The organism is Phenylobacterium sp., from assembly GCF_036495085.1.
In the GTDB taxonomy this organism is placed as follows: Bacteria; Pseudomonadota; Alphaproteobacteria; order Caulobacterales; family Caulobacteraceae; genus Phenylobacterium.
Map to the genome: position 1 here is coordinate 38,577 of NZ_DASXNL010000051.1, position 24,010 is coordinate 62,586.

The following is a 24,010-nucleotide window of genomic DNA, read 5'->3' on the forward strand; positions in this document are numbered from 1 at the left end:
CCCTTAAGTCTTCATCCCCAGGTCGCGCCGCATCTTGGGCGTAATCTTTGAACTACTCGATAATAGCTCATCCCAGGGGTCCACGGCCAGACTCTCCAGCCGCTTCACCACTGTAAGACGATTGAAGGCGCCGCCGCCCGACAGCTTGCGCAGTTCCTCCCACGCGATCGGGGTCGCGACCGGGAACCCCGGTTTCGCGCGCAGGGAATAGGAGGCGACCGCGCTCGCGCCGCGGGCGTTTCGCAAATAGTCGAGGTATATCCGCCCCTTGCGCCGCTCCTTCGAGGAGATGGCCGTGAAGAGGGTGGGCGCATCGCTCGCCATGGCCCGCGACAACGCCTCGGCGAAGCCCTTCACGGTCGGCCAGTCGTGACCCGGCCCAAGCGCCGTGACCAGATGCACGCCCTTGCCGCCCGTGGTGCGCAGGAAGGGCCGCAGGCCCATCGCCTGAAGTCGGTCGCGAAGGATCTCCGCACCATCGCAGACGCGCGCCCAGGGCAGGGCCTCGTCAGGGTCCAGGTCCATGACCAGCCTGTCGGGGTGCTCCGGATCGTCGATGCGGCAACCCCACAAGTGGAACTCAACCGCACCGAATTGAGGCAGGCTTAAGTAGCCTTTCGGCTCGGTGACGCTGATAAACGCACCACGGCCTTCCTCGTCCGACAGCTCGATCGTCTCGATGCCCGCGGGCAGGCCGGTGAAGGCGTGGCGCTGGTAGAACAGGTCCCTGATGTCGCCGGTCGGGCAGCGGATCACCGTCAGCGGCCGGCGCAGCAGTTCCGGCAGCAGCCAGTCGCCGACCCGGGCGTAGTAGAGGGCAAGGTCCAGCTTGGTGACCCCGCTGCCGGCGAACATCTCGCGCTGAGGATTGGTCAGGTGGATCGCCGCCAGGTCGCGGTCACCGACCAGCCTGGGCTTGGTCGCCTTCGCAACCGGGCCGGTTTTGCGGGGCGCGACGGAGAATAGCACGGGCGCGCGCGGGGCATCGTTCACCGAGCGGCTTCGGTAGCCGATCTCGGCCGTCAGGAGGGGCTCGACCCACTTGGCGCCGGGTGTCTTCGGGACGGGTACGAACGGCGTTTGGCGAACCGCCTTCGAAAGTGCGGCGTAGAGCTCTCGCGCCTTTTCTTCGCTGATACCGGACCCCACGCGGCAGGCGTAGACAAGCTCGCCATCCCGCTCCTCGGCAAGCAGCAGCGAGGACACGTTGCGCGGCATGTTCGAAAGGAAGCCGACGATCACGAAGGTTCCCACATCGACACGCTTGACCTTCTGCCAGGTCTGGGTGCGCCCCTGCACGTAGCGCGCGTCCGCCTTCTTCGAGACGATGCCTTCGAGCCCCATCCGGCAGGCCTGGGCGAAGAGGGCGTCGCCCTCGCCGTCGATGTGATCGCTGAGCTGGATCGCCGAGCGCTCGTCGACCAGCGGCCCGACCAGTCCCTCCAGCGCCTGCTTGCGATCGATCAGGCGCACGGCGCTGAGGTCATGGCCGTCCAGGTGGCAGAGATCGAAGGCGAAATAGGTCATGGCGTGCGAAGCGCCCTCCGAGAGCGATTGCTCCAAGAGGTTCAAAGAGGTGATCCCGCGCGGATCCTGCACAACCACCTCGCCATCGAGGAGGGCCGTTTTGCACGGCAGTTTCTCCAAAGCCTTCGCGAGCGCCCTGTAGCGGTTGGTCCAGTCATGCCCGTTACGGGTGATTAGCCGGGCCTTGCCGTTTTCGATGAACGCCAAGGTGCGATAGCCGTCGTACTTGATCTCGTGGATCCAGCCCTTGCCCTTCGGAGCGAATTCCACCGGCGTCGCCAGCTGCGGTTTCCACTTGGTCGGCAGGGATGCGGCGACGGCGCCGGCAATTTTCCCCGCGGCCTTGCGGCGAACGATCCTGCGAGGCTCCGCAGCGGGCTCGTCCACCGGCTTGCCGGTCACGACGCTGTCGGGCTCCTCGATCAGCACGTCGTAGTCGGCGAGCGGCCGGGCCGAGGGATCGCGTTCTTTGATCAGGAGCCAGTTGGTGGGATCGTCCTTCAGGCGCACCAGCGTCCAGCCGCCGGAGAGCTTGTCGCCGACCAGCCGGAACTTGATCTCGCCCGCCGCCAGCGCCGCTTCCGGGTCGGCCAGGGTCACATAGGTGCCGTGATCCCAGATGATCACCGTACCGGCGCCATAGTTACCCGCCGGGATGCGACCCTCGAAGGATCCATACTCGATGGGGTGGTCCTCCACGAGCTTGGCGAAGCGCCGGACCTTGGGGTCCAGGCACGGCCCCTCCGGCACCGCCCAGCTCTTCAGCGTGCCGCCCATTTCAAGCCGCAGGTCGTAGTGCAGCCGGCGCGCCCTGTGTTTCTGGATGACGAACATCGGCGCGTCCGAAGCGCCGATGCTTCCGGCGGGCTCCGGCGTCTCGCTGAAGCGTCGTTTGGCGCGATAGGTGTCGATGCCTGAGGCCATGTCGGAGCGAGCATGCAGACCTGGGCCGCAATCGTCTATGGTCGCGGCCATGGCCGCCGACTTGATCACCATCCCGCTGCCCAACGGAGAGGCCGTCTCTGGCCTCTGGCAGGCGCCCACGGACGCCAAGGCCTGCCTGGTCCTGGCTCACGGGGCGGGCGCCGGCATGGCCCACAAGGCGATGGGCGCCACCGCCGACGGTCTCGAGAGCCTCGGCGTCGCGACCCTGCGCTACCAGTTCCCTTACATGGAAAAGGGCGGCAGGCGCGTCGATCCGCCGGCGGTGGCGCACGCTGCGGTGCGCGCGGCGGTCGCCAAGGCGCGTCGGCGCGCTCATGGGCTGAGGCTGTTCGCCGGGGGCCGCTCGTTTGGCGGACGCATGACCTCGCAGGCTCAGGCGCTCGAACCGCTCGACGATGTCGAAGGCCTGGTCTTCTTCGCGTTTCCGCTGCACCCCGCGGGCAAGCCGTCGACCGAGCGCGCCGATCACCTGAAGGCCGTGGCGATCCCCTTGCTTTTCCTGCAGGGGACCAACGACGCCCTCGCCGAGCTGAGCCTGCTGCGCGGTGTCGTCGCCGGGCTGGGGGACCTCGCCACGCTGGAGCTGGTCGAAGACGCCGACCATTCATTCCACGTGCCGGCCAGGACCGGCCGCAAGGACGCCGACGTCCTGGCCGACATGCTGGCCAGGGCGGCCCACTGGATGGCGACGATCGCCTCCTGAGTGGTCAAACCCGCAGCTTACATTTCCACTTGCCTCGACTTGCACCTGTTTTGGATATGTCAGCGACACGAACCCGCCCTACTCACGCCCCGGACGGCCGGCAATCTCCCGGGTGTGCGACGAGGCGGTTCTCCTCCCCCCCAGCCGGCCTCGCACACACGAGAATGGCTCCGCGGGTTACACCCCCCAGGCTCGCGGGCCTCCAACGGCTCCCCCGTCCCCGCGGGGGAGCCGTCTTTCTTAGAGCCGGCACGAGGCTGATGCGCCGCGGCGACGTTTCAGTGTAAGACGCCAATTCGCCGGCTCGGCTCGCGCCCCGCCTTTCCCCCGCTGGAGACACATTCCATGGCGCGCAAGCCCAACTACCCCTTCGAGCGCATGGAGCGCGAACGCCAGAAGGCCGCCAAGGTCGCTGAGAAGGCCAGGGCCAAGGCCGAACAACGCGAACGCGCCCGCACCGAAGCTGGCGGCGCGCCGCCAGCCGAGCCCTCTGACGACGACCAGGCCTAAATCAGATGGCCGACGGCGCGATCTACAACCATGAGACCGTCTACCTCGACGGGGAGACCTTCACGTCCTGCGAATTCCGCGACTGCCGGCTTGTCTATTCCGGCGGCGAGCCGCCAGCCTTCGCTGGCTGCCGCATCGAGGACTGCGAGTGGAAGTTCGAGGACGCCGCCGGCCGCACCCTCGCCTTTCTGAAGGTCGTCTGGGGAGCCGGCGGCAAAGCCCCGGTTCAGGGTCTGATCAAGGAAATCACCGGCGGGGGCGGGCGCTAGACGCCCGGCGGTGGGCCGGCGGCGGCCCTGGCGGCGAATTCCTCGCGCGAGTTGACCTTCGGCATCGGGCCGTCGGGGACAGCCACGCGCAGGAAGTCGCAGAGGGGTTCCCACCCTTGTGCGACCTCGTAGACCAAGAGCCGCTTTGCCGGAATGGTCGCGCGGACACGGGCGTTGTGAGCCTCGAAAACCGCGATCGCGTGATCCCTATCGTGGATGCGCCCATCGAACAGGTCGAAGACCACCTTGCGGACCATCCGTGGAAAGGCGGCGTCGGAGTCAACGAGCAAGCGATCGCCGAAGATCGTCGCCTGGGTGGAGTCGAACCAGATGTTGGGATCGCGCTCAGTCAGAATCACTTTGGCGTCCGGGTAGACCTCGGCCAGTTCTTCCCAATAGGTGGCGTTCGGCCAATCGACCGTCGAGTTGTAACCCTCGAAGATCTTGCCCCAGTCGGCTTTGGCGGGGTCCTGCGCCGCCTCGTACCACCAGTCCGGCGCGGCCGGGTTCTTGAACACCTCGGCCATGTGGTAGCAAGGACCAAGGCCCAGCTGTTCGAGCGCCAGCTTCAGCGACATGGTCCCTGTACGGCCGAAGCCGGCTCCGATCACCGATAGCGTCACAATCACCCCCCTCATTTGGCTGGCGGCCAACTTGCCCTACCTTCCCGCGCAGCCCAAGACCGCTGTTCGATTGACTTGGGTCGGGGCCGAGCTTTCAGTCTCGCTCCGATAAGCGGAGGTGCGGCATGGCCAGATACGACAGCATCCTTGGGACGGTCGGAAACACCCCGGTCGTGCGGATCAACCATCTCGCTCCGGCGGGGGTGAACCTCTACGTGAAGGTCGAGGCCTTCAATCCGCTCGGTTCGGTGAAGGACCGCCTGGCGCTGGGCGTCATCGAGGCCGCCGAGAAGTCCGGCGAACTCAAGCCCGGCCAGACCGTGGTCGAGGCGACCAGCGGCAACACCGGCATCGGCCTGGCCATGGTCTGCGCGGCCAAGGGCTATCCGCTGGTCGTCACCATGGCCGAGAGCTTCTCGATCGAGCGCCGGCGGCTGATGCGGTTCCTGGGCGCCAAGGTGATCCTGACCCCCGCGGCGCTGCGCGCCACCGGCATGGTGGCCAAGACCATCGAACTGGCCAAGACGCATGGCTGGTTCATGACCCGCCAGTTCGAGAACGAAGCCAACGCCGACATGCACTCGCGCACCACCGCCCCTGAGATCCTGCGGGATTTCGCAGGTGAAGAGCTCGACTGGTGGGTCACCGGCTATGGCACCGGCGGCACCCTGAAGGGCGTTGGTCGCGTGCTGCGCGAGAAGAGCCCCAAGACCAAGATCCTGGTGTGCGAGCCTTCCGACGCCGCCTTGATCTCCAGCGGCCAGCCGCAGGCCTACAACGCCGATCACACGCCGGCCGCGGGTCACCCGGCCTGGAAGCCGCATCCGATGCAGGGCTGGACGCCGGATTTCATTCCCAAGCTCACGGGCGACGCCGTCGACCTGGGCCTGGCCGACCGGCTGATGGCCATCCCGGGGCCGGAAGCCATCAAGTGCAGCCTGGACCTGGCGCAGAAGGAAGGCGTCTTCGTCGGCATCACCTCCGGAGCGACCTTCGCCGGCGCCCTTAAGATCGCCGCTGAAGCCCCGAAGGGCGCCAACATCCTGGCGATGCTGCCCGACACCGGCGAGCGCTACCTCTCCACGCCGCTCTTCGCCGACGTGCCGGCCGACATGACCGAGGAAGAGCAGGCGATCTTCCGCTCGACGCCAATGTTCACAGAGCCTGCGCCTGCCGCCTAACGGAAGACGTAAATTCCACCCGCGCCGCGGGGCGGGGCTTCCGCGAGGCCGCGGATTTCCAGTCTGGCCCTGCGCGCGCCGCACAGGCATCTGAGTCGCGTCTCAAGCTGGGCGATCGACTGGCGGCCGAGCCCCTGGCCGACCCACGGCTTGGAATCGATCACCGCCTCGCGCCCGCACCGGCAAATCGCCCAAAGTGTGGACCGCGGCGCCAGCGCCTGGTTCAGCCTGGGCCATGAAGGCCACGTCGCCATCGCCCGATAGGGGTCCGCCATGTTCGCCTCCGTCCAGCTTCGCCGTGCGAACAAAAGCAGAACTTAGGGTGTTGCGCGAGTCCCCGGAGGCTGTGCTTCGTGCGCTTCGCAACCGATCGGCGACCTTGAAGCTAGATCTTCTCGCTGATCTTGATGGCCGCGCGGCAGCCGGTTCGGATCACCGCCGACAGCAGGGCGTAGCCGGGCGCCTCGTGGGCGCCCTCGCGCGCGGCGAGGTCGCGGTGGGCGAGCTCCTCCTCGCGGAACTGCGCCAGCTCGACGGCCAGGTCGGGGTTGCGCTCGGCGATCTCGGCGACTTGGCTCGCATAGTGCTCTTCAATGACGTTCTCCACGGCCTCGGTGCAGGCGTGTGCGGCCTTGTCGCCCATCAGCGCAGTGCCGGCTCCGAGCGCGAAGGCGGCAGCGCGCCAGATGGGCGCCATCGCCGTTGGCCGTACCCCGTGCTCGGTAAGCAATTGATCGAACCGCGCCAAGTGAACCGCCTCGTGCGCCTCCATCTCGGCGAGCTGACCGGCGATCCGTTCATGGCCCCGGGCTTCGCCCAGCACCGCTCGCTGACCCCGGTAAATCGCGACGGCGGCCACTTCGCCGGCCTGATCGACTCTGAGAATCTCCGCCATCCGCGCGGCAAGCGCGCCGCGGCCCGGACGCGGCGGGATCGGCTTGTCGCTCATGCCTTGCCCCTTTCGCGAAACGCCGCTGCTGCGCTCAGCGCGACCAGGATCGCCGAGGCCACTGTGTTCCAGCCGGCCATGGAGAGGCCAGCGAATTTCCAAGCCGGCTGATCGCACGCCGGCATCCGCACGCCTGCGCCGTTCAGCAGGTCCTTCAACGCCGCTGCTGTCACCCCGCCAGCTCCTGAGCAGCTTTCCGGGCCTGGCCAGAATTTCCACTCGACGCCCGCGTGGTAGCCGGCGACGCCGGCGCCCACGAGGAAGATCAGCGCCAGGACCCAGCACGTCGCTTCGCGCCAGCGGGGTCCGCCCGGCATGCGGACCACCACCATGGCCGCAGCCGCAAAGCCCATGGCCACCCAGTAGACCGTCCGCTGCTTCAGGCAGAGTTCGCAAGGCGCCAGGCCGCCGAACCTTTGAAACGCATGCGCAATGCCCAGCATGGCGGCTGACACCAGCAGCGCCACCATGCGCCAGCGGTCGAGGAAGGGTCGCAGGAGCGTCTGCATCGGCGCCTCTATAGCCCGGCTCTCGCCGCCCGGCCTAGTGAGCGAACCGTAACGCCATGACCAGGCCTACGATCGCCACGGCGGCCGCGCTCGCCAGGAGCGCCAGGCGGCGCTCCACAAAGGCGCGGATCGGTTCGCCGTAGATCTTCAGGAGCAAGGCCTCCATCGAGAACCGCAGGCCTCGAACCAGGATCGAGACGCCGATGAACAGGCCGAAGTTCAGTCGCGCCATCCCCGAGGCGATGGCTGTGATCTTGTAAGGGATCGGGATCGCGATCAGCAGCGCGCCCCACTTGGCGTACCAGGTCTGGAAGGACTCGAAGCTGCCGCCGGTGAGCGACAGCAGCCATTCGCCGACCGGCTGCAGGAAGTCGCCGACGGCATAGCCGCACGATCCGCCGGCTATTGAGCAGACGGTGGTGAGCGCAGCGTAGCGAAGGGCCCTTTGGCGGTCCCCCAGCACCACGGGCATCAGCAGCACGTCGGGGGGGATCGGGAAGAACAGGCCCTCGCAGAACGCGATGACGCCCAGCGCCAGCGTGGCGCGCGGCGAGGCGGCGAAGCCCATCACCCAGTCATAGGTCTTACGTAGCATCGATGATCCTGGCGGGAGGTTGCAGCGTTCAGCTAGCAGGCCGACATGAGCTTGTCTTCCAGCTACCGCAAACTCGTTTCAAATGATACTAACGCGGCCCAGACAGGAGATTCCACAATGACCGTCGATGTGAAGGCGCAGGGCCGCGACCTCTTCGAAAATCCGCTGGGCACCGACGGTTTCGAGTTCGTGGAGTTCACGTCCCCCGAGCCGGAGCGACTGAAGGGGCTTTTCGAGCTGATGGGCTTCACGGCGATCTCCAGGCACCGCTCGAAGAACGTGCTGCGCTTCCGCCAGGGCGACATCAACTTCATCCTCAACATGGAAGCCTCCGGCCAGCCGGCCGATTTTCGCCAGGCGCACGGGCCCTCGGCCAACGCCATGGCGTTCCGCGTCAAGGACGCCGCCAAGGCGCTTAAGCTCGCCGTCGAACGCGGCGCGAAGGCGGTCATGGGGCCGGTTGGCCCCATGGAACTCAACATCCCGGCCATCGAGGGGATCGGCGGCTCGAACCTCTATCTGGTCGACCGATATGGCGCGCAGGAGATCTACGATGTCGACTTCGTGCCGATCCCCGGAGCGGCGGAAGCTCAGTCCAGGAACGCCAAGGGCCTGACCTACCTCGACCACCTCACCCACAACGTCCACCGCGGCAACATGGCCAAGTGGGCGGACTTCTATGAGCGCATCTTCAACTTCCGCGAGATCCGCTACTTCGACATCGAGGGCGCCCAGACCGGGCTGTTCTCGAAGGCCATGACCAGTCCGGACGGGAAGATTCGCATCCCGCTGAACGAGAGCCAGGACGAGCATTCGCAGATCGAGGAATTCCTGCGCGACTACCATGGCGAAGGCATCCAGCACGTGGCGCTGGGGACCGACGACATCTTCGGCTCGGTGGAATCCATGCGCGATGTCGGCGTGAAATTTCAGGACACGAACGACACCTACTACGAGCAACTCGACGCCCGGGTGCCCGGACACGGCGAGAACGTGCAGCGCCTGAAGGCCGACAAGATCCTGCTCGACGGCGCGCCGACCGAAGGCCAGGGCCTTCTCCTGCAGATTTTCACCGAGAACATGATCGGCCCGATCTTCTTCGAGCTGATCCAACGCAAGGGCAACGAGGGATTCGGCGAGGGAAACTTCAAGGCGCTGTTCGAGTCCATCGAGCTCGACCAGATGCGTCGGGGCGTTCTGCCGCCCAAGGAGGCCTGATGCCCGGCTCGGCCTGGTCCCTGGTCCTGCACGGCGGTTCCGGCGTGATCGACCGGGCCGATCTCAGGCCCGAGCAGGACCGGGCCTATCGCCATGCGCTGGCGGGCGCCGCGGAGACCGGCGCGGCCGTGCTGCGGGCCCACGGCTCGGCCCTGGACGCGGTCGAGGCCGCCGTTCGAAAACTCGAAGACGAGCCGCTTTTCAATGCCGGGCGCGGCGCCGTCTTCACCGACGAGGGCAAGATCGAGCTGGACGCGGCGATCATGGACGGCGCCACCTTGGGCGCCGGCGCGGTGGCGGGGATTTCGGCTGCGCGTAATCCGATTTCCCTGGCCCGCGCGGTGATGGAGCAGTCGCCGCATGCCTTCCTGATCGGCGCTGGCGCGGATCACTTTGCGCAGGCGCGGGGCCTGGAGCAGGTCGAGCCGGGCTACTTCTTCGTGGAGAGCCGCTGGAGGGCGCTGGAGAAGCAGTTGCGCCGCGAGGGCCTGCCGGTGCCCCCCCGCCCGTCTGGCGTGGCCGCCGACCATCCTGTCGCCGCCCTGGCCCACGACGAGGGCAAGCGGGGCACAGTCGGCGTGGTTGCGCGCGACGCCAAGGGTGACGTCGCCGCGGCGACCTCCACCGGCGGAATCACCGCCAAGCACTGGGGCCGCGTCGGCGACTCTCCGGTTATCGGGGCGGGCACCTACGCGGCAAACGCCTCGGCGGCGGTCTCCGGGACGGGCGAGGGCGAGTACTTCATCCGGCTGTCGCTCGCGCACCGCATCTGCGCCCTGGTGGAATTCGAAGGGCTCGCCCTGCAGGCTGCCTGCGACCGGGTCGTGCAGCAGGACCTCAGCCGTCTCGGTGGACATGGCGGGGTCATCGCCGTGGCGCCCGACGGCCAAATGGCCTGGAGCTTCAACACTTCTGGCATGTACCGTGCCCGCATCGCCGAGGATGAGCCGCTGGCGGTGGCGATCTACAAGGACGAACCCTGATGGCCACCCGTAACTGGATCCCCGTCCGCGGCGCGCAAGGCGACCACTCGCGCCAGGCCCATGCCGACATGCCGGCCGGGACCTATGAACGGGAGATCTCCAAGGAAGGCTTCTTCGGCCCGGCGGCCTTCATCCATCACAAGCGACCCCCGACCGGCTGGGTGGATTTCCAGGGCCCCTTGCGTCCCCGAGCCTTCGACCTCAATGCGCTGAACGCGGCCGAGCCGAGCCCCTGGGGAGCCGGCAAGGTGCTCTACAATCCCGCGGTCGAGATCCGCTTCTGGAAGCTTGAGCAGGCGATGCCGGCGCTCGCGCGCAACGCCGACGGCGACCAGTTGTTGTTCATCCACCAGGGCCAGGGCGAGCTATTCTGCGACTACGGCCGGCTGGTGTTCCGGGCTGGCGACTACCTTTACCTGCCGCGCGGGACGATGTGGCGGCTGAAGCCCAGCGAGCCTGCCGCCATCCTGATGATTCAGGCCACCAACACCCACTTCGGCCTGCCGGACAAAGGCCTGCTCGGCGGCCACGCGCTGTTCGATCCGGCAATGCTGGAGACGCCCGCGATCGATGAGGCCTTCAAGGCTCACCAGGCGCAGGAGGGGGTCTTCCGCGTCGAGATAAAGAAGCGCGGCGAGGTCTCGACGGTGACCTATCCCTATAATCCGCTCGACGCCGTCGGCTGGCATGGCGACCTCGCGCCGGTGCGGCTGAACGTTGCGGATCTGCGGCCGGTCTCCAGCCACCGCTACCATCTGCCGCCGTCGGTCCATACGACGTTCCTGAGCGACAGGTTCGTGGTCTGCACCTTCGCGCCCAGGCCGTTCGAGACGGATCCGGGCGCGCTCAAGGTGCCCTTCTTCCACAACAACGACGACTTCGACGAGGTGCTCTTCTACCACGCCGGCGACTTCTTCAGCCGTGACCACATCGAGGCCGGGATGATGACCTTCCACCCGTCAGGGTTCACTCACGGTCCGCATCCGAAGGCGCTGAAGAACATGCTCAGCCAACCGAAGCCCGCCACCGACGAATACGCCGTGATGATCGACGCCCGCGACCCGCTGGAGGTCGGCGAGGCCGCCGCCAGCGTGGAGAATGCAGCCTACGTCGACAGCTGGAAGGCGTCGTGACCCCGGACGCCGACCTGGAGGCCGCGGCTCACGAGGAGCTGGAGCGCGCCTGCACCCTGGGCTGGAAGGAACTCGCCGGCCACACGCCCTGGGGCGACACCTATGAGGGCTTCACGCCGAAAGGCCGCGAGGTCGCCTTCGAGCGCAGCTATCTCTGGGAGGATGAGCCGGGCGGCGATATTCGAGTCGAGGTCAGCGTATACGAAGCCCGCGCGTTCGAGCAGGGTGTGCGCCTGTCCCGGCCGATCCCGAAGGAGACCGCATGATCTGCCGGCAATGGCGCCGACGCCATGGACCGCCCGGCGCCCGCGCGCTGCCGAAGCCCTTCGACCGCCGCTGCGCCGCCCACTTCGATGTCCTCGACCGCCGCTATAAAACTGGAGCTCAAACGTGAAGCTTGCGTCCCTGAAGGGCGGCCGTGACGGGCGGCTCGTGGTGGTGTCCAACGACCTCGCCTGGTTCACCGAAGCCCACCACATCGCGCCCACGCTGCAGGCGGCGCTGGATCATTGGGAGGGATCGGGGCCGGCGCTTCGTGGGCTGGCGGAGAGCCTGGAGCATGGCTCTGTGCCGCGTGAGCGCTTCCATGAGCACCAGGCCGCCAGTCCTTTGCCGCGCGCCTACCAATGGGCGGACGGCTCGGCCTATGTGAACCACGTGGCGCTGGTCCGTCAGGCCCGCGGCGCCGAGATGCCCGATAGCTTCTGGACCGATCCGCTGATGTACCAGGGGGGCTCCGACGGTTTCCTGAGCCCGCGCGATCCCATTCCGCTCGCGGACGAGGCTTGGGGGCTCGACCTCGAGGGCGAGGTTGCGGTGATCACCGGCGACGTGCCGCAGGGCGCCAGTCGCGAGCAGGCCTTGGCCGCAATCCGTCTCGTCATGCTTTGCAATGATGTCAGCCTCCGCAACCTGATCCCCGGCGAACTCGCCAAGAGCTTCGGTTTCTTCCAGTCGAAGCCGGCCTCGGCGTTCTCGCCGGTCGCCGTCACCCCCGACGCCCTGCCCGGCTGGCAGGACGGGAAGCTTTCGGGGGCGCTCAGCGTCGAGCTGAACGGCAAGCCGCTGGGCCAGGCCGACGCCTCGGTCGACATGACCTTCGACTTTCCGACCTTGATTGCTCACGCCGCCAAGACGCGCGCGCTGTCGGCAGGCACGATCGTGGGTTCGGGCACTGTCTCCAACCGCGGCCCGGACGGCGGGCCCGGCAAGCCGGTCGCCGAGGGTGGCGTCGGCTATTCCTGCCTGGCGGAAATCCGGACGATCGAGACGATCGCCTCAGGTGAGGCCAAGACGCCATTCCTGAAGGCTGGGGACACCGTCCGCATCGAGATGCGCGACGCCAAGCGCCACTCGATCTTCGGCGCCATCGAACAGGCCGTGGTCGCCGTATGAACGCAAGACGACCGGTGGGGGCGCAGAACCGCGACGACGACCTTAGGCTCGACGCCTACCTGCCCTATCGCCTTTCGGTGGCCTCGAACGCTGTTTCGGGACTGATTGCGCGCGCCTACCAGGACCGCTTTGGCCTGACGATCCCGCAGTGGCGGCTGATCTGCGTTCTCGCCGAGGACGGCGGTCTGACCCAGGGCCAGCTCGTGGCCCGCACAGTGATGGACAAGGTGACTGTGAGCCGCGCGGCCCAAGGACTCTTGAAGCGGCATCTGGTGGCGCGCTCGGATCATCAGGCCGATGGACGCAGCCACGTCCTGACGCTGACATCGGAGGGCGCCGGCCTGCATGAGGAGATCGCGCCGTTGGCGTTGGCCTATGAAGCGGCGCTGATCGCGGGCCTCTCGCCCGACGAGGTGGCGTTGCTCAAGCGGCTGCTCGCGCGCCTGCAGTCGGCGGCGGGACAGCTCGCGGGAGAGACGCCCGTCTAGTGAAGGTAGGCGGGCTCTCGCAAGACGCCCCAGCGGTGCGAGCCTTCGCCGAACGGCAGATGGAAGCCGTAGGCGGCCCGCCTGCGCTCGTCGCGCCAGTTCTGCTCGAAGGAGAGGATGACGGCGACCTCGAGGTCTTCGGGAATCTGCCTGACATCGTGGCCCAGGTTTCGGGCCACGGACTCGATCACCATCGCGCGGTGCGCTTCGCCGCCGAGCGAAAGGAGGGCCTCACGGACACGCTTGGCGAGCGTCTGGTTCGCACGCGCCGGCTTCTTGCCGGAGCTCGTGTCGGAGGTGTTTTCGTGCGTCTTTTGCATGACGGGTTGAGCCTGCGCCCGTCGCGTTTAGCGCCCGATTAAAAAGCACGGCGAATTGAAGGTTAATTCGCAACCTGGAGTGTCAATCCCCAGGTAAGACCTTCAGCCCAGCCCGAAGGCCCTTGCAACCTGGTAGACAACCAGCGCCGCCAAGTAGGCCAGCGCGGTCATGTAGGCCAGCATCACCGCGGGCCAGAGCCAGGAATTGGTCTCGCGCTTCACGACGCCGATGGTCGAGGCGCACTGGGGGGCAAATACGTACCAGGCCAGGAACGCGAGGCCCGTGGCGATCGACCAATGGTGCGAAAGCGTCGTGGCCAGCGCGCCCGGCGAGGCGTCGGCATTGCCGATGGCGTAGACCGTGCCGAGAGCCGCCACCGCCACCTCGCGCGCCGCGAACCCGGGGATCAGCGCCACCGTCATCTGCCAGTTGAAGCCGATGGGCGCGAGCAGCGGCTGGATCATGTGCCCGATCCGCCCGGCAAGGCTGTAATTGATCGCCGGATCGGTGGCCCCCGCCGGCGCGCCGGGGAAGGACGAGAAGAACCACACCAGGATCATCATCGGCAGGATGATCGTGCCGGCGCGTGTGATGAAGATCTTGCCGCGCAGATAAAGGCTGCGGGCGACGTTGAGCGCGTCAGGGGTCTTGTACGCCGGCAGCTCCATCAGGAAGGGCTCGACGGCGCCGCGCCAGAACAGGCGCCGCGTAATGAAAGAGACTCCAAGCGCGCTCAAGATGCCCGCCGCATAGAGCCCGAACATGACCAGCCCCTGCAGGCTCAGGAACCCGCCCACCGTGGTGTTTGGGATGAAGGCCGAAATGATCAGGGTGTAGACCGGGATCCTCGCCGAGCAGGTCATCAGCGGCGCAACCATGATCGTGGTCAGCCGGTCGCGTTTGTTGTCGATCACCCGCGTCGACATGATCCCGGGAATTGCGCACGCGAAGCTCGACAGCAGCGGGATGAAGGCCCGACCGTGCAGGCCCGCACCGCCCATGATCCGGTCCATCAGGAAGGCCGCGCGGGCCATGTACCCGAAGTCCTCGAGCAGGATGATGAAGAAGAACAGCACCAGGATCTGCGGCAGGAACACAAGCACACTGCCTACGCCGGAGATCAGCCCGTCGGTCAGGAAGCTGGTCAGGATGCCCGGCGGCAGGTGGGCGGCCAGAAACGCGCCCACGGCTGAGAAGCCGTCGCCGAGCAGGTCGCCGGCGGCCTTCGACCAGGTGAACACCGCCTGGAACATCACGAACAGCAGGGTGAACAGGATCGCCAGGCCCGCGACCGGATGCAGCAGCACGCTGTCCACCTTGCCCGTGAAGGTGTCCGGCCGCTCCGGCGCACGCACGTTGGCCTTCAGGATGCGCTGGGCTTCGCGGTGGGCGTCGCGGATCTCGCCGGCGTTGGGCTCGCGCCAGGTGTTCCCTCCGCCGAGCGCGCCGGCCGAGACCAGCGCTTCGACCTGGGCGACAAGATCCTCGACGCCGCGTTTGCGGGTTGCGACCGTGGTGACGATCGGACAGCCGATATCGCGGCTGAGCCCGTCCAGGTCGATCCGCAGACCCTGCCGTTGGGCGATGTCGTACATGTTGAGCGCCAGCACCATCGGCCGGCCCACGGCCTTCAGCTCCAGGATCAGGCGCAGCACCAGGCGAAGGTTGGTGGCGTCGGCGACGCAGACCAGCACGTCCGGCGCGGTCTCCCCGGCGAGCTTGCCCAGCACCGCGTCGCGGGTGACCACCTCGTCCGGGCTGCGCGCGCGCAGGCTGTAGGTCCCGGGCAGGTCGAGGACCGAAAGCGCCCGGCCGCTGGCCGTGGCGACCTGACCTTCCTTCCGTTCGACGGTGACGCCGGCGTAGTTGGCGACTTTCTGGCGGCTTCCTGTGAGGGCGTTGAAGAGGGCGGTCTTGCCGGAATTCGGATTGCCGACCAGGGCCACTCTTGCGCCGGGAAGCGCGGCGCTCGCGAGAGCAGTTTCGCTCATGTGCGGGACGATGTGGCGTTGTCCAGCAGCACCCAGACATCTTCGGCGTCGCGACGCCGAAGCCCGATCCGCATGTCGTCCAGGCGCACCGCGATCGGGTCGCGCCAGATCGCGCCCTCGTGCAGAACCTGGACGTGCGCGCCTTCCACGAAGCCGAACTCAAGGAGCCTGCGCTGAAGTTCGTCGACCGCCACGCCGTGGCCGCCGGGATGACTTTCGGCCCGAACGTCGACGATCACCCCGCGGTCGCCGGGCTTGGCCGCGCTCAACCGCACAACCCGCCCTTGCCCGATCGCCTCGGCGGAGACGACCTTGGTGGGCTCGGGGAGCATGTCGTGCATGAATGGAGACGCCCGTTCCTATACGCAGTTGCGACTTATTATCAGTTGAGGCCACCCCTGTCGATGCGCAAGGCGCCGCATGAGTCGGCGAAGCCCACCGTCGCTGCGACAGGGGCCTTAAGCGCCCGAGCGGTGGAATTGGCAGACGCTCAGGGCCACTTGCCCGCTCGACGCGCTTCAGCGCGGCATTGGCGCTGTGGCGAGGCGCCTAAGTCCAGCTGCCACCGAGGGCCCGTGTCAGATCCACGCTGGCCTGCAGGCGTCGGGTGGTCAGCTGGATGGCCGCCTGCTCGGCGCTCAGAGCCGCGGTCTGGGCGGTGACCACGTCGAGATAGGTCGCCGCGCCCTGGCGGTAGCGGATGTTCGCCAGATTGACGCTGCGCCGCGCGGCCGTGACCGCCTCTTCCTGGTCCTTGGCCTCGACCGCTAGGCGATTGGCCAGCGCCATCTGGTCTTCCACCTCGCGGAAAGCGTTGAGCACAACGCCACGGTAGCTGGCGCTGGCCTGGTCGAACTGGGCCCGCGAAGCGCGCACGCCCGCGGCGCGACGCCCGCCATCGAAGATCGCGCCGACAAGTTCAGGCCCTATCATCCAGAAAGTGTTGGGCGCCTGCAGCAGGTTGATTCCGCCCGCCGTCTGCCAGCCGGCCGATCCGTCGATCGTGAGGGACGGGAATAGGGCGGCGCGGGCGACGCCGATGTCGGCGTTCGCCGCGGCGGCGCGTCGCTCGGAGGCCGCGATATCCGGGCGGCGCTGCATCAGGGTGGACGGCGCGCTGACCGCCACCACAGGCTGCGGCATGGCCCTTTCCGTCGCCGCCAGTCGGAAGTTGGAGGCGCTCTCGCCCACCAGAGCGGCGATGGCGTGCTCCATGAGCGCGCGCTGGGCGCCTGTGTCCGTCAGCTGGGCCTTGGCCGTGGACAGCTGGGTCTGGGCGCGGGCCAGGTCCAGCCCCGAGGCGTCGCCGCCGTCGTGCAGGACCTTGGTCAGTTCCAGCGCTCGCCCATAGGCCTCGACGGTGGCCTCGAGCAAACGGACCTGGGAGTCCAGGCCACGCAGGGTGAGATAGTCGTCGGCCAGATCGGCCTGCAGCGACAGCCGCGCCGAGCGCAGGTCCGCCTCGCTGGCCTGGGCGCGGGCGCCGGCGCCCCTGGCGAGGTTTCGTAAGCGGCCCCAGAGATCGATCTCGTAGGAGACCGAGGCGCCGACCTGGTCGAGGTCATAGCCGTTGGGGCCCCCGACGCGCAGGGGCGCATTGTCCGAGCGGCGCTGGCGGCTGCTGATCGCCGCGCCGTCGATCTCCGGGACCAGGCCGGCGCGCGCCTGGGCGGCGAGGGCGCGAGCCTGGTCGTAGGCGGCGACCGCCTCGGCCAACGTCGGATTGGCCTTCTCGGCGCGGGCTTCCAGCTCGTCCAGGACGGGGTCCGAGAACATCGCCCACCACTGGCCCCGCGGCTGGGCGTCGGCGGGCTGGGCCGGCGTCCAGGGCCCCTGTTCCCTGAATGCCGCGGCGATCGGTGTCGCTGGCGGCGCATAAGCCGGGGCCAGCGAGCAGGCGGCCAGCGCCAGCACCATGGCGGTCGAGCCGAGGGATCCGGCGAGGCGGACCATCACGCGCCGGCCTTCGGCTGCTGCGCGGCGGCGCCGGCGACACGGACTAAGTCGCCCTCCGACAGGGACTCCGGCGGATTGTCGATGACGCGGTCGCTCGCCGAAAGCCCGGACCCGATCTCGGCGGTGGATCCGAGGTCGCGCGTGACCACCACCGGCCGGATCTGCACGTGGTTGTCGGGGCCGGCAATCGCCACCACAGGGCCGTTGTGCCGGTACTGCAGCGCCGTCACAGGGACGCGGGTGACGGACTGCGGCGCCGTAAGGTGGAAGGTCACCTGGGCATAGTCTCCTGACTTGATCTTGCCGTCGGCGTTGTCGAGCGACAGTTCGACCAGTTCCGCACCGGTCTGAGCGCCGACCGCCTGCGCCTGGTTGGCGACCACAGCCCTGAAGGTCTGCCCGGGATATTCCGGCACCGTCAGGTCTGCGGCCAAACCCGTGTGGATCAGGGCCGAATAGTTCTGCGGGGCGCGGACATAGACGCGCAGCTTATGCTGGTCGGCGACGGTGAAGAGGGCCGGATCATTGGCGCCACCCGTGGTGATCAGCTGGCCGATGTCGGCCGAGCGGGTCGTGACCACGCCATCGAATGGCGCAGTGATCTTCTTGAACGACTCCAGCGCGAGCAGGCGATTTAGGTTGGCGCGGGCGGCATTGACCAGCGAGGTCTTGGCGGTGAGGTCGCCCAGCTTCTCCTCGGCCTCCTGGCGGGACACCGCGTCGGCCGCGACCAGCCCCTCCCAGCGCTTTGCGGTGGTGGCCGACAGGCTCTGGTTCGCTTGGGCGGTCGCCAGATCGGCCCGCGCCTGCAGCACCTGCTGGTCGAGGTCCGGCGTGTCGATTTCGGCCAGCAACTGGCCGGCCTTCACCGACGTGCCGATATCGACGTACCAGCGCTTCAGATAACCCGAGACCCGAGCGTGGATCGGTGCGGTGTAGAAGGCCTGCACGTCGGCGGGCAGCGCCAGCTGGCGCTCGCCGCCGGCTTCGATCTTGGCAAGCCCGATGGTGGGGATCGCCTGGTCGCGGGTCCAGGTCTTCATGCCATGGTCGGCGCTGACCCGGCTGAAAAGTCCGACGCCGACCACCAGCACGGCCACGCCGACAGCAACGCCCCCCGCCAGCTTGAGGCGACGGCTTGAGACATGGGTTACGACGGGCGTGGTCGCGCTATGGGCGGCGTCGTGGCCGACGTTGGGGGTCGAAAAGGCGTCAGGCATAGGATTCTCCGGGAGCCGGCGCGGCGGCGGGCGCGTGCGCGCGGCGGCCGTGCGCCAGGCTGAAGACGACGGGCACGAACATCAGGGTGGCGATGGTGGCGAAGATCAGCCCGCCGATGACGGCGCGGCCGAGCGGGGCGTTCTGCTCGCCGCCTTCGCCGAGGCCGAGAGCCATGGGGGCCATGCCGATGATCATGGCGAGCGCCGTCATGACCACGGGGCGGAAGCGTGTGAAGCCGGCCTCGGTGGCGGCGCGGACCGCGTCACCCGTGGCGGCCAGCCGTTCTCGCGCGAAGCTCACGACCAGGATGGAGTTGGCGGTGGCGACGCCCATACACATGATCGCTCCCGTCAACGCCGGCACCGACAGGGTGGTGCCGGTGGCGAACAGCATCCAGACGATCCCGGCGAGCGCCGCCGGAAGGGCGGTGATGATCACGAACGGATCGAGCCACGACTGGAAGTTCACGACGATCAGCAGATAGATCAGTACGATCGCGGCGCCGAGGCCGAGGAACAGTCCCGAGAAGGCGCTGTTCATGGTCACCATCTGGCCGCGTAGATCGACGCTGGAGCCTTTCGGCCGGTCCTTGGCGGCGTCCTTGAGGATCTTGTTGATGTCCTTGGTCACCGAGCCCAGGTCGCGGCCCTGCGTCGAAGCGTAGATGTCGATCACGGGCGAGGCGTTGTAGTGGCTGACCACCGCAGGCGTGCTGTCGCGGCTGATCGACCCCAGGCCGCCGAGGATCAGCGCCTGGTTGTTCTGAGCGGTCGAGCCATTGATCGGCACGCCTTCCAGGCCGGCGATCGAGGACAGCCGATATTCCGGCGTCTGCGCCACGATCGGATAGGAGACCCCGGTCTTCGGATTGACCCAATAGGTGGGCGCGCCCTGCGAGCTGCCGGCGAGCGTCGTCACCAGGCTGTTGGTCACGTCGCGCTCCGAGAGCCCCAGCTGGGCGATGCGCGAGCGGTCGACGTCGACGCGCAGCTCCGGCCCGCCTTCGGGCTGCTGCATGCGCACATCCGCCAGACCGCGAACGGCGCTGAGCTTGCGCAGCAGGTTGTTGGCGTAGACACGGTTGGCCGCCGCGTTCGGTCCGGAGATCTGCAGGTCGATCGGTGCGGGCGCGCCGAAGTTCAGGATTTGGCTCACGATATCGGCGGGCAGGAAGGCGAAACTTGTCCCAGGATATTCGCGCGGCAGCACCTCGCGCAGGCGCTTCATGTAGCCAGGCGTCGGATGGTGGTGTGGCTTGAGGCTGACGTAGATGTCGCCGTCCTCCGGGCCGATCACGCCGGAGTTCGAATAGACCATGTTGATGGAGCTGTTCGGGATTCCGATGTTGTCGACGATGGAGGTGATCTCGTCGGCTGGAATGACCTGGCGGATCGTGTTTTCGATACGGCGGAACTCCAGCGAGGTGTCCTCCAACCGCGTTCCGACCGGCGCGCGCACGTGCAACGTCATCTGGCCGGCGTCCACGGACGGGAAGAAGTTCGAGCCAAGGAAAGGCGCGAGGCCGAAGGACAGCACCACCACGGCCAGGAAGCCGATCAGGAACGGCCGACGGGCGCCCATCGCCCTCTCCAGGAGGCCCGCATAGACCGACCGCACCCCGGCGAAGCCCTCCTCGAACCGCCGTTGGAAGCGCGCGAGCGGATTGCGCGAGCCATGGCTCGCGGCGACCTCCTGGGCATGCGGCCGCAGCAGGTACATCGCCATGGTCGGGACCAGGGTCCGCGAGAGGACGAAGGAGGCGATCATCGCGTACACCACCGACATCGCCATCGGCACGAACAGGAAGCCCGCGACACCCTTCAGCAGGAACATCGGCACGAAGACGATGCAGATGCAGAGCAGGGAAACGAAGGCCGGCGTCACGATCTGATTGGCGCCATCGAGGATCGCCGTACGGACGTCCTTGCCCTGTTCCAGGTGCCAGTTGATGTTCTCGATGGTGACCGTGGCGTCATCGACCAGGATGCCCACCGCCAGAGCCAGACCGCCCAGCGTCATGATGTTGAGCGTCTGGCCGCTCACGGACAGGGCCGCGATCGCCGCCAGGACGGCCAGTGGGATCGAAACCGCGATAATCACGGTCGAGCGCCAGCTGCCGAGGAACAGGAGGATCATCAGGCTGGTGAGCGCCGCGGCGATGGCGCCTTCCTTGATGACGCTCGAGATCGCGCCCTTCACGAACAGCGACTGGTCGTTGAGCGCCGTGATCTTGAACGTTGAGGGAAGCTGCTCAGCCAGGCCTGGCAGTTTATCCTTCACGCCTTGCACGACCGCCAGCGTTGACGCCGAGCCGGTCTTCAGGATGGTCGACAGCACCGCGCGGCCGCCGTCCACATGGACGATGTTGGTCTGCGGCGGCGCGCCATCGCGCACCTGGCCGACGTCGCGGATGAAGATGGTGGCGCCGTTGACCGTCTTGATCGGCAGGCTGTTCAGATCCTCGATGGTCTCGGCGGCGTCGTTGAGCCGGACGTTGTATTGGTAGGAGCCGATCTTCACGAAGCCGACGGGCAGGATCTGGTTCTGGTTGGCGAGCGCAGTTGTCACGTCATTCGCCGAGACCCCCTTGGACTGCAGGGCCTGCGGATCCAGGTCGATCTGGATCTGGCGAAGTTGGCCGCCATAGGGATAGGGCGTGGCGGCGCCGGGCACCGTGGTCAGCACCGGCCGGATCACCACCTGGCTCAGGTCGAACAGCTTCTGTTCGGAGAGTGTCTTGTCGGAGTCCGCGAGCTGCAGGATCGGCACGGTCGCGGCCGAGTAGTTCAGCACCAGCGGCGGCGTCACGCCGGCCGGCATCTGTTTGATGGACGACTGCGCGGTCGAGGTCACCTGCGCCGTCGCCGTGCGAATGTCGACGCCGGGCTGGAAGAAGATTTTCACGATCCCGATTCCGTTCACCGACTGGCTCTCGGTGTGTTCCACGTCGTTGACGGTGGTGGTGAGGAAACGCTCGAACTGGGTGACGATGCGGTTCGACATTTCGCCCGGTGAAAGACCCGCAAAGTTGAAGGCCACGCCGATGACCGGAACACGGATTTCGGGGAAGATGTCGGTGGGCGTCCGGAGCGCGGCCATGGTCCCGAAGATCATGATCAGGACCGCCATCACCACGAAGGTGTAAGGCCGTGACAGGGCAATGCGGACAATAGCGTTCAACGAACTCGGCTCCGGGATCCGACGGGCGACAGGCTTGGGCGCGGCGTGAAGCTGCGCTGAGAATCCGGAGCGTCCTTGGACCCAAGCCGGTCCCAAAGGCCAATGAAGATAGTTTTAAATTCGCGGCGGAGCCGCCGGGGCCCCTAGGCTTCGACGCCTCGCGGCCAGCAATTCAGCGCCACCCGCAGCCCTGGCTTGGCGTCCTCCAACGCCAGCGTGAAGTGGTGAAGGCGGGCGATGGCGGTGACAATGGAGAGGCCCAAGCCCGAGCCCGGCTCGGTGCGTGACCGCTCGATTCGATAGAAGCGGTGCAGGACGGCGTCACGCTCGGCTTCGGGCACGCCCGGCCCGTTGTCGGCGACCTCGATCCGGGGGCCTTCCGGGCGCACGGTCAGGCGGACGCGGACCTGTCCGCCCCTCGGCGTGAACTTCAAGGCGTTGTCCACCAGGTTGCTCACCGCTTCGAACAGCAGCGTCGGGTCGGCTCGAACTTCCGGAGCGTCCTGGGCGATGTCGGTGGCGAGATCGACTCCGCGATCCTCAGCGGAAGGCTCGTGCAACTCGACCACGTGCTCGAGCACGCTTTGCAGACGCGTCGGCTCGAAGAAGGCGATGCGGTCACGCCGCTCGATCTCACCGATGCGCTGCAGAGCGCGGAAGCGGGTCAGCAATTCGTCCGTCTCCGCCAGCGCCTGATCGACCATCTCCCGCTCGGGACCCGCCAGCTTGGTCTCCTGGCTGACCCGGTAGAGCAGGGCGCGCAGGCGGTTGAGCGGCGTGCGCAGGTCGTGGGCGACGTTCTCGCCCACGCTCTTGACCTCCCACAGGAGGCGCTCGCTTTCATCCATCATGGCGTTGGCGAGGCCGGCCAGCATGTCGATCTCGTCTCGACGCCGCGAGACCGGCAGGCGCACGCCCAGCGCCCCGCGCAGCGCCGCGCGGCTTGCCTCACGCAAGTGGTCGATCCGGCGCAGCGGACGCAGGCTGAGCAAGGCGGCCCCGGCCGCGCCCAGCACCAGGGTCAGGCCGCCGCTGAGCGTCAGCGCCCTGACGATGATCGTGCGCAGTTGTGTCAGCACCAGCGCGTCATGGCCCACGAAGAGGATCTCGCCCCAGGGCATGCGTTCGACCAGACCCCGCGAGCCGGGCTGCAGATTGGGCGTGTGGATCGCCCGCGGGACGCCATCCATCGGCAAGCCCGGGGGCAGGCTTCGAACGTTGCCGCCGATCCAAACGCCGTCGGCCGAAAACAGCCCGTAGTACTCGATGCGGCGGGTGTCGGCGGCGACCGCCTGGGTCACCCTTTCGGGCAGATGCTCGGCGCCGCCGAGGGCTAGGCTGCGCGCCTCGCTCACGACGATGCCGTCGATCTGGCGAGTCAGATACCCCGCGGTCTGCTGGTAGATCGATCCCATCAGGGCGAGCACGGCCACGGCGAACACCGCCCCGTACATCAGGGTCAGGCGGAAGGGCGTCGTGCGCCAGAGCTCACTCGGGCGCACGGATTTCGTACCCGGAGCCGCGGATGGTGTGGATCAGGGGCGCCAGGCCCGGACGGTCGATCTTGCGTCGCATCCGGCCGAGATGGACATCGATGAGATTGGTCCCCGGGTCGAAGTGATAACCCCAGATGGCCTCGAAGATCATGGTCCGGGTCAGCACCTGCCCGGAGTTGCGCATCATGAACTCCAGCAGCTTGAACTCCGTGGGCATCAGCCGGATCTCCGCGCCGGCACGGTGGGCGAGGCGCGAGAGGAGGTCGAGTTCCAGGTCGCCTACAGTCAGGGTCGAGCGCGGTGCGGCGCCCCGTCGGCGGAGCAGCACCTCAAGGCGCGCAGCCAATTCCTCCGAGGCGAAGGGCTTGGTCATGTAGTCATCGCCGCCCGCGCGCAGTCCGCGGATCCGCTCGTCGACGTCGCTGAGCGCGCTGATCATCAACACGGGGATATCGATGCCCTCGGCCCGCAGGGCGGTCACGATGGCCAGGCCGTCGACCCCCGGAAGCAGGCGATCGAGGATCACCGCGTCGAAGTCGCCGCTGAGGGCGCGGTCCAGGCCCTTGCGCCCGTCAGCCACCCACTCGGTCTCGAACCCGTTATGCGCCAACTCGGCGACGATTTCCTTGCCGGTGGTGGCGTCGTCTTCGATCGCCAGGATCTTCGCCATCGCGGTTCCTGCGGAAGGGATCGCCAGCGCGGTGTGTAGCCTGAAACCTTGCCTCCCCAAAGGTGCCACAAAGGATCCAGGCTCATCACGCCAGCAGGCCGAGGCAGGGGTCTGGCAAGCCGTTGCAAGCATCTGAGAAAGGGCCCC

At 67.5% G+C, this 24,010-nt stretch carries 23 protein-coding genes; 10 read left to right on the forward strand and 13 right to left on the reverse strand.

The genetic code is table 11. The features are described 5' to 3' along the window. Nucleotides 1-3 precede the first annotated feature (3 nt). Nucleotides 4-2,523 (reverse strand): DNA ligase D, encoded by a 2,520-nt coding sequence (gene ligD, locus VGI62_RS06875; protein ID WP_331503663.1) that lies wholly within the window; start codon nucleotides 2,521-2,523, stop codon nucleotides 4-6. On the opposite strand from ligD, the gene VGI62_RS06880 reads away from it, so the two are divergent. From VGI62_RS06880 to VGI62_RS06890, 3 genes are all read left to right on the forward strand, one after another. Next, complete coding sequence (locus VGI62_RS06880) at nucleotides 2,501-3,175, forward strand: alpha/beta family hydrolase (RefSeq protein WP_331503664.1); 675 nt, start codon at nucleotides 2,501-2,503, stop codon at nucleotides 3,173-3,175. The genes ligD and VGI62_RS06880 overlap by 23 nt on opposite strands. A 345-nt stretch (nucleotides 3,176-3,520) precedes the next feature. Then, nucleotides 3,521-3,685 carry a hypothetical protein gene (locus VGI62_RS06885; RefSeq protein WP_331503665.1) on the forward strand — a complete coding sequence of 55 codons (165 nt, stop codon included), beginning with the start codon at nucleotides 3,521-3,523 and terminating at the stop codon, nucleotides 3,683-3,685. A gap of 5 nt (nucleotides 3,686-3,690) precedes the next feature. Beyond that, nucleotides 3,691-3,954 (forward strand): hypothetical protein, encoded by a 264-nt coding sequence (locus VGI62_RS06890; protein WP_331503666.1) that lies wholly within the window; start codon nucleotides 3,691-3,693, stop codon nucleotides 3,952-3,954. Here the strand turns inward: VGI62_RS06890 and VGI62_RS06895 are convergent. Beyond that, nucleotides 3,951-4,592, reverse strand: a complete 642-nt coding sequence (locus VGI62_RS06895) for a sulfotransferase family protein (RefSeq protein ID WP_331503667.1) — start codon at nucleotides 4,590-4,592, stop codon at nucleotides 3,951-3,953. The genes VGI62_RS06890 and VGI62_RS06895 overlap by 4 nt on opposite strands. A 110-nt stretch (nucleotides 4,593-4,702) precedes the next feature. On the opposite strand from VGI62_RS06895, the gene cysK reads away from it, so the two are divergent. After that, the gene (cysK, locus tag VGI62_RS06900; protein ID WP_331503668.1) at nucleotides 4,703-5,758 is read left to right on the forward strand and encodes a cysteine synthase A; all 1,056 of its coding nucleotides are present in this window, start codon (nucleotides 4,703-4,705) and stop codon (nucleotides 5,756-5,758) included. 385 nt (nucleotides 5,759-6,143) lie between these two features. On the opposite strand, the gene VGI62_RS06905 is transcribed toward cysK, so the two are convergent. Genes VGI62_RS06905 through VGI62_RS06915 form a run of 3 tightly spaced genes read right to left on the reverse strand, consistent with a single transcriptional unit; the run spans nucleotide 6,144 to nucleotide 7,811 of the window. After that, complete coding sequence (locus VGI62_RS06905; RefSeq protein WP_331503669.1) at nucleotides 6,144-6,707, reverse strand: demethoxyubiquinone hydroxylase family protein; 564 nt, start codon at nucleotides 6,705-6,707, stop codon at nucleotides 6,144-6,146. Continuing rightward, nucleotides 6,704-7,216, reverse strand: a complete 513-nt coding sequence (locus tag VGI62_RS06910; protein WP_331503670.1) for a disulfide bond formation protein B — start codon at nucleotides 7,214-7,216, stop codon at nucleotides 6,704-6,706. The genes VGI62_RS06905 and VGI62_RS06910 overlap by 4 nt, the downstream gene beginning before the upstream one ends. A gap of 34 nt (nucleotides 7,217-7,250) precedes the next feature. After that, entirely contained in the window at nucleotides 7,251-7,811 is a 561-nt protein-coding gene (locus VGI62_RS06915) for a DedA family protein (RefSeq protein WP_331503671.1), read from the reverse strand. 117 nt (nucleotides 7,812-7,928) lie between these two features. Here VGI62_RS06915 and hppD point away from each other — a divergent pair, with 117 nt between their 5' ends. The 6 genes from hppD (at nucleotide 7,929) to VGI62_RS06945 (ending at nucleotide 13,028) form a co-directional block, all read left to right on the forward strand. Next, nucleotides 7,929-9,029, forward strand: a complete 1,101-nt coding sequence (gene hppD, locus VGI62_RS06920) for a 4-hydroxyphenylpyruvate dioxygenase (protein ID WP_331503672.1) — start codon at nucleotides 7,929-7,931, stop codon at nucleotides 9,027-9,029. Next, nucleotides 9,029-10,012 (forward strand): isoaspartyl peptidase/L-asparaginase, encoded by a 984-nt coding sequence (locus VGI62_RS06925; protein WP_331503673.1) that lies wholly within the window; start codon nucleotides 9,029-9,031, stop codon nucleotides 10,010-10,012. Before hppD ends, VGI62_RS06925 begins: the two co-directional genes overlap by 1 nt. Further along, on the forward strand, nucleotides 10,012-11,145 hold the full coding sequence (locus VGI62_RS06930; protein WP_331503674.1) for a homogentisate 1,2-dioxygenase: 1,134 nt from the start codon (nucleotides 10,012-10,014) through the stop codon (nucleotides 11,143-11,145). The genes VGI62_RS06925 and VGI62_RS06930 overlap by 1 nt, the downstream gene beginning before the upstream one ends. Beyond that, nucleotides 11,142-11,411 (forward strand): hypothetical protein, encoded by a 270-nt coding sequence (locus VGI62_RS06935; RefSeq protein WP_331503675.1) that lies wholly within the window; start codon nucleotides 11,142-11,144, stop codon nucleotides 11,409-11,411. The genes VGI62_RS06930 and VGI62_RS06935 overlap by 4 nt, the downstream gene beginning before the upstream one ends. A 124-nt stretch (nucleotides 11,412-11,535) precedes the next feature. Then, complete coding sequence (locus VGI62_RS06940; RefSeq protein ID WP_331503676.1) at nucleotides 11,536-12,540, forward strand: fumarylacetoacetate hydrolase family protein; 1,005 nt, start codon at nucleotides 11,536-11,538, stop codon at nucleotides 12,538-12,540. Continuing rightward, entirely contained in the window at nucleotides 12,537-13,028 is a 492-nt protein-coding gene (locus VGI62_RS06945) for a MarR family transcriptional regulator (RefSeq protein WP_331503677.1), read from the forward strand. Before VGI62_RS06940 ends, VGI62_RS06945 begins: the two co-directional genes overlap by 4 nt. On the opposite strand, the gene VGI62_RS06950 is transcribed toward VGI62_RS06945, so the two are convergent. The 8 genes from VGI62_RS06950 to VGI62_RS06985 form a co-directional block, all read right to left on the reverse strand. Beyond that, entirely contained in the window at nucleotides 13,025-13,348 is a 324-nt protein-coding gene (locus VGI62_RS06950) for a hypothetical protein (RefSeq protein ID WP_331503678.1), read from the reverse strand. The genes VGI62_RS06945 and VGI62_RS06950 overlap by 4 nt on opposite strands. 102 nt (nucleotides 13,349-13,450) lie before the next feature. Beyond that, nucleotides 13,451-15,340 (reverse strand): ferrous iron transporter B, encoded by a 1,890-nt coding sequence (gene feoB, locus VGI62_RS06955; protein WP_331503679.1) that lies wholly within the window; start codon nucleotides 15,338-15,340, stop codon nucleotides 13,451-13,453. Then, a complete protein-coding gene (locus VGI62_RS06960; protein ID WP_414695647.1) occupies nucleotides 15,337-15,681 on the reverse strand; it encodes a FeoA family protein in 345 nt (114 codons plus the stop codon). The genes feoB and VGI62_RS06960 overlap by 4 nt, the downstream gene beginning before the upstream one ends. Nucleotides 15,682-15,889: 208 nt before the next feature. Beyond that, entirely contained in the window at nucleotides 15,890-17,293 is a 1,404-nt protein-coding gene (locus VGI62_RS06965) for an efflux transporter outer membrane subunit (protein WP_331503689.1), read from the reverse strand. After that, complete coding sequence (locus tag VGI62_RS06970; protein ID WP_331503680.1) at nucleotides 17,293-18,516, reverse strand: efflux RND transporter periplasmic adaptor subunit; 1,224 nt, start codon at nucleotides 18,514-18,516, stop codon at nucleotides 17,293-17,295. The genes VGI62_RS06965 and VGI62_RS06970 overlap by 1 nt, the downstream gene beginning before the upstream one ends. Further along, nucleotides 18,509-21,697 (reverse strand): efflux RND transporter permease subunit, encoded by a 3,189-nt coding sequence (locus tag VGI62_RS06975; protein WP_331503681.1) that lies wholly within the window; start codon nucleotides 21,695-21,697, stop codon nucleotides 18,509-18,511. The genes VGI62_RS06970 and VGI62_RS06975 overlap by 8 nt, the downstream gene beginning before the upstream one ends. Before the next feature lie 143 nt (nucleotides 21,698-21,840). Continuing rightward, complete coding sequence (locus VGI62_RS06980) at nucleotides 21,841-23,199, reverse strand: HAMP domain-containing sensor histidine kinase (protein ID WP_331503682.1); 1,359 nt, start codon at nucleotides 23,197-23,199, stop codon at nucleotides 21,841-21,843. Beyond that, nucleotides 23,186-23,863 carry a response regulator transcription factor gene (locus VGI62_RS06985; protein ID WP_331503683.1) on the reverse strand — a complete coding sequence of 226 codons (678 nt, stop codon included), beginning with the start codon at nucleotides 23,861-23,863 and terminating at the stop codon, nucleotides 23,186-23,188. The genes VGI62_RS06980 and VGI62_RS06985 overlap by 14 nt, the downstream gene beginning before the upstream one ends. Nucleotides 23,864-24,010: the final 147 nt, after the last annotated feature.

Bases quoted from the DNA above. Each gene is read 5' to 3' on its own strand.
- VGI62_RS06945 (WP_331503677.1), top strand. From the start codon at position 12,537: ATGAACGCAAGACGACCGGTGGGGGCGCAGAACCGCGACGACGACCTT.
- VGI62_RS06930 (WP_331503674.1), top strand. From the start codon at position 10,012: ATGGCCACCCGTAACTGGATCCCCGTCCGCGGCGCGCAAGGCGACCAC.
- ligD (WP_331503663.1), bottom strand. From the start codon at position 2,523: ATGGTGATCAAGTCGGCGGCCATGGCCGCGACCATAGACGATTGCGGC.
- VGI62_RS06890 (WP_331503666.1), top strand. From the start codon at position 3,691: ATGGCCGACGGCGCGATCTACAACCATGAGACCGTCTACCTCGACGGG.
- VGI62_RS06880 (WP_331503664.1), top strand. From the start codon at position 2,501: ATGGCCGCCGACTTGATCACCATCCCGCTGCCCAACGGAGAGGCCGTC.
- VGI62_RS06895 (WP_331503667.1), bottom strand. From the start codon at position 4,592: ATGAGGGGGGTGATTGTGACGCTATCGGTGATCGGAGCCGGCTTCGGC.
- VGI62_RS06950 (WP_331503678.1), bottom strand. From the start codon at position 13,348: ATGCAAAAGACGCACGAAAACACCTCCGACACGAGCTCCGGCAAGAAG.
- VGI62_RS06985 (WP_331503683.1), bottom strand. From the start codon at position 23,863: ATGGCGAAGATCCTGGCGATCGAAGACGACGCCACCACCGGCAAGGAA.
- cysK (WP_331503668.1), top strand. From the start codon at position 4,703: ATGGCCAGATACGACAGCATCCTTGGGACGGTCGGAAACACCCCGGTC.
- VGI62_RS06905 (WP_331503669.1), bottom strand. From the start codon at position 6,707: ATGAGCGACAAGCCGATCCCGCCGCGTCCGGGCCGCGGCGCGCTTGCC.
- VGI62_RS06915 (WP_331503671.1), bottom strand. From the start codon at position 7,811: ATGCTACGTAAGACCTATGACTGGGTGATGGGCTTCGCCGCCTCGCCG.
- VGI62_RS06965 (WP_331503689.1), bottom strand. From the start codon at position 17,293: ATGGTCCGCCTCGCCGGATCCCTCGGCTCGACCGCCATGGTGCTGGCG.
- VGI62_RS06885 (WP_331503665.1), top strand. From the start codon at position 3,521: ATGGCGCGCAAGCCCAACTACCCCTTCGAGCGCATGGAGCGCGAACGC.
- VGI62_RS06960 (WP_414695647.1), bottom strand. From the start codon at position 15,681: ATGCACGACATGCTCCCCGAGCCCACCAAGGTCGTCTCCGCCGAGGCG.
- hppD (WP_331503672.1), top strand. From the start codon at position 7,929: ATGACCGTCGATGTGAAGGCGCAGGGCCGCGACCTCTTCGAAAATCCG.
- feoB (WP_331503679.1), bottom strand. From the start codon at position 15,340: ATGAGCGAAACTGCTCTCGCGAGCGCCGCGCTTCCCGGCGCAAGAGTG.
- VGI62_RS06910 (WP_331503670.1), bottom strand. From the start codon at position 7,216: ATGCAGACGCTCCTGCGACCCTTCCTCGACCGCTGGCGCATGGTGGCG.
- VGI62_RS06925 (WP_331503673.1), top strand. From the start codon at position 9,029: ATGCCCGGCTCGGCCTGGTCCCTGGTCCTGCACGGCGGTTCCGGCGTG.
- VGI62_RS06970 (WP_331503680.1), bottom strand. From the start codon at position 18,516: ATGCCTGACGCCTTTTCGACCCCCAACGTCGGCCACGACGCCGCCCAT.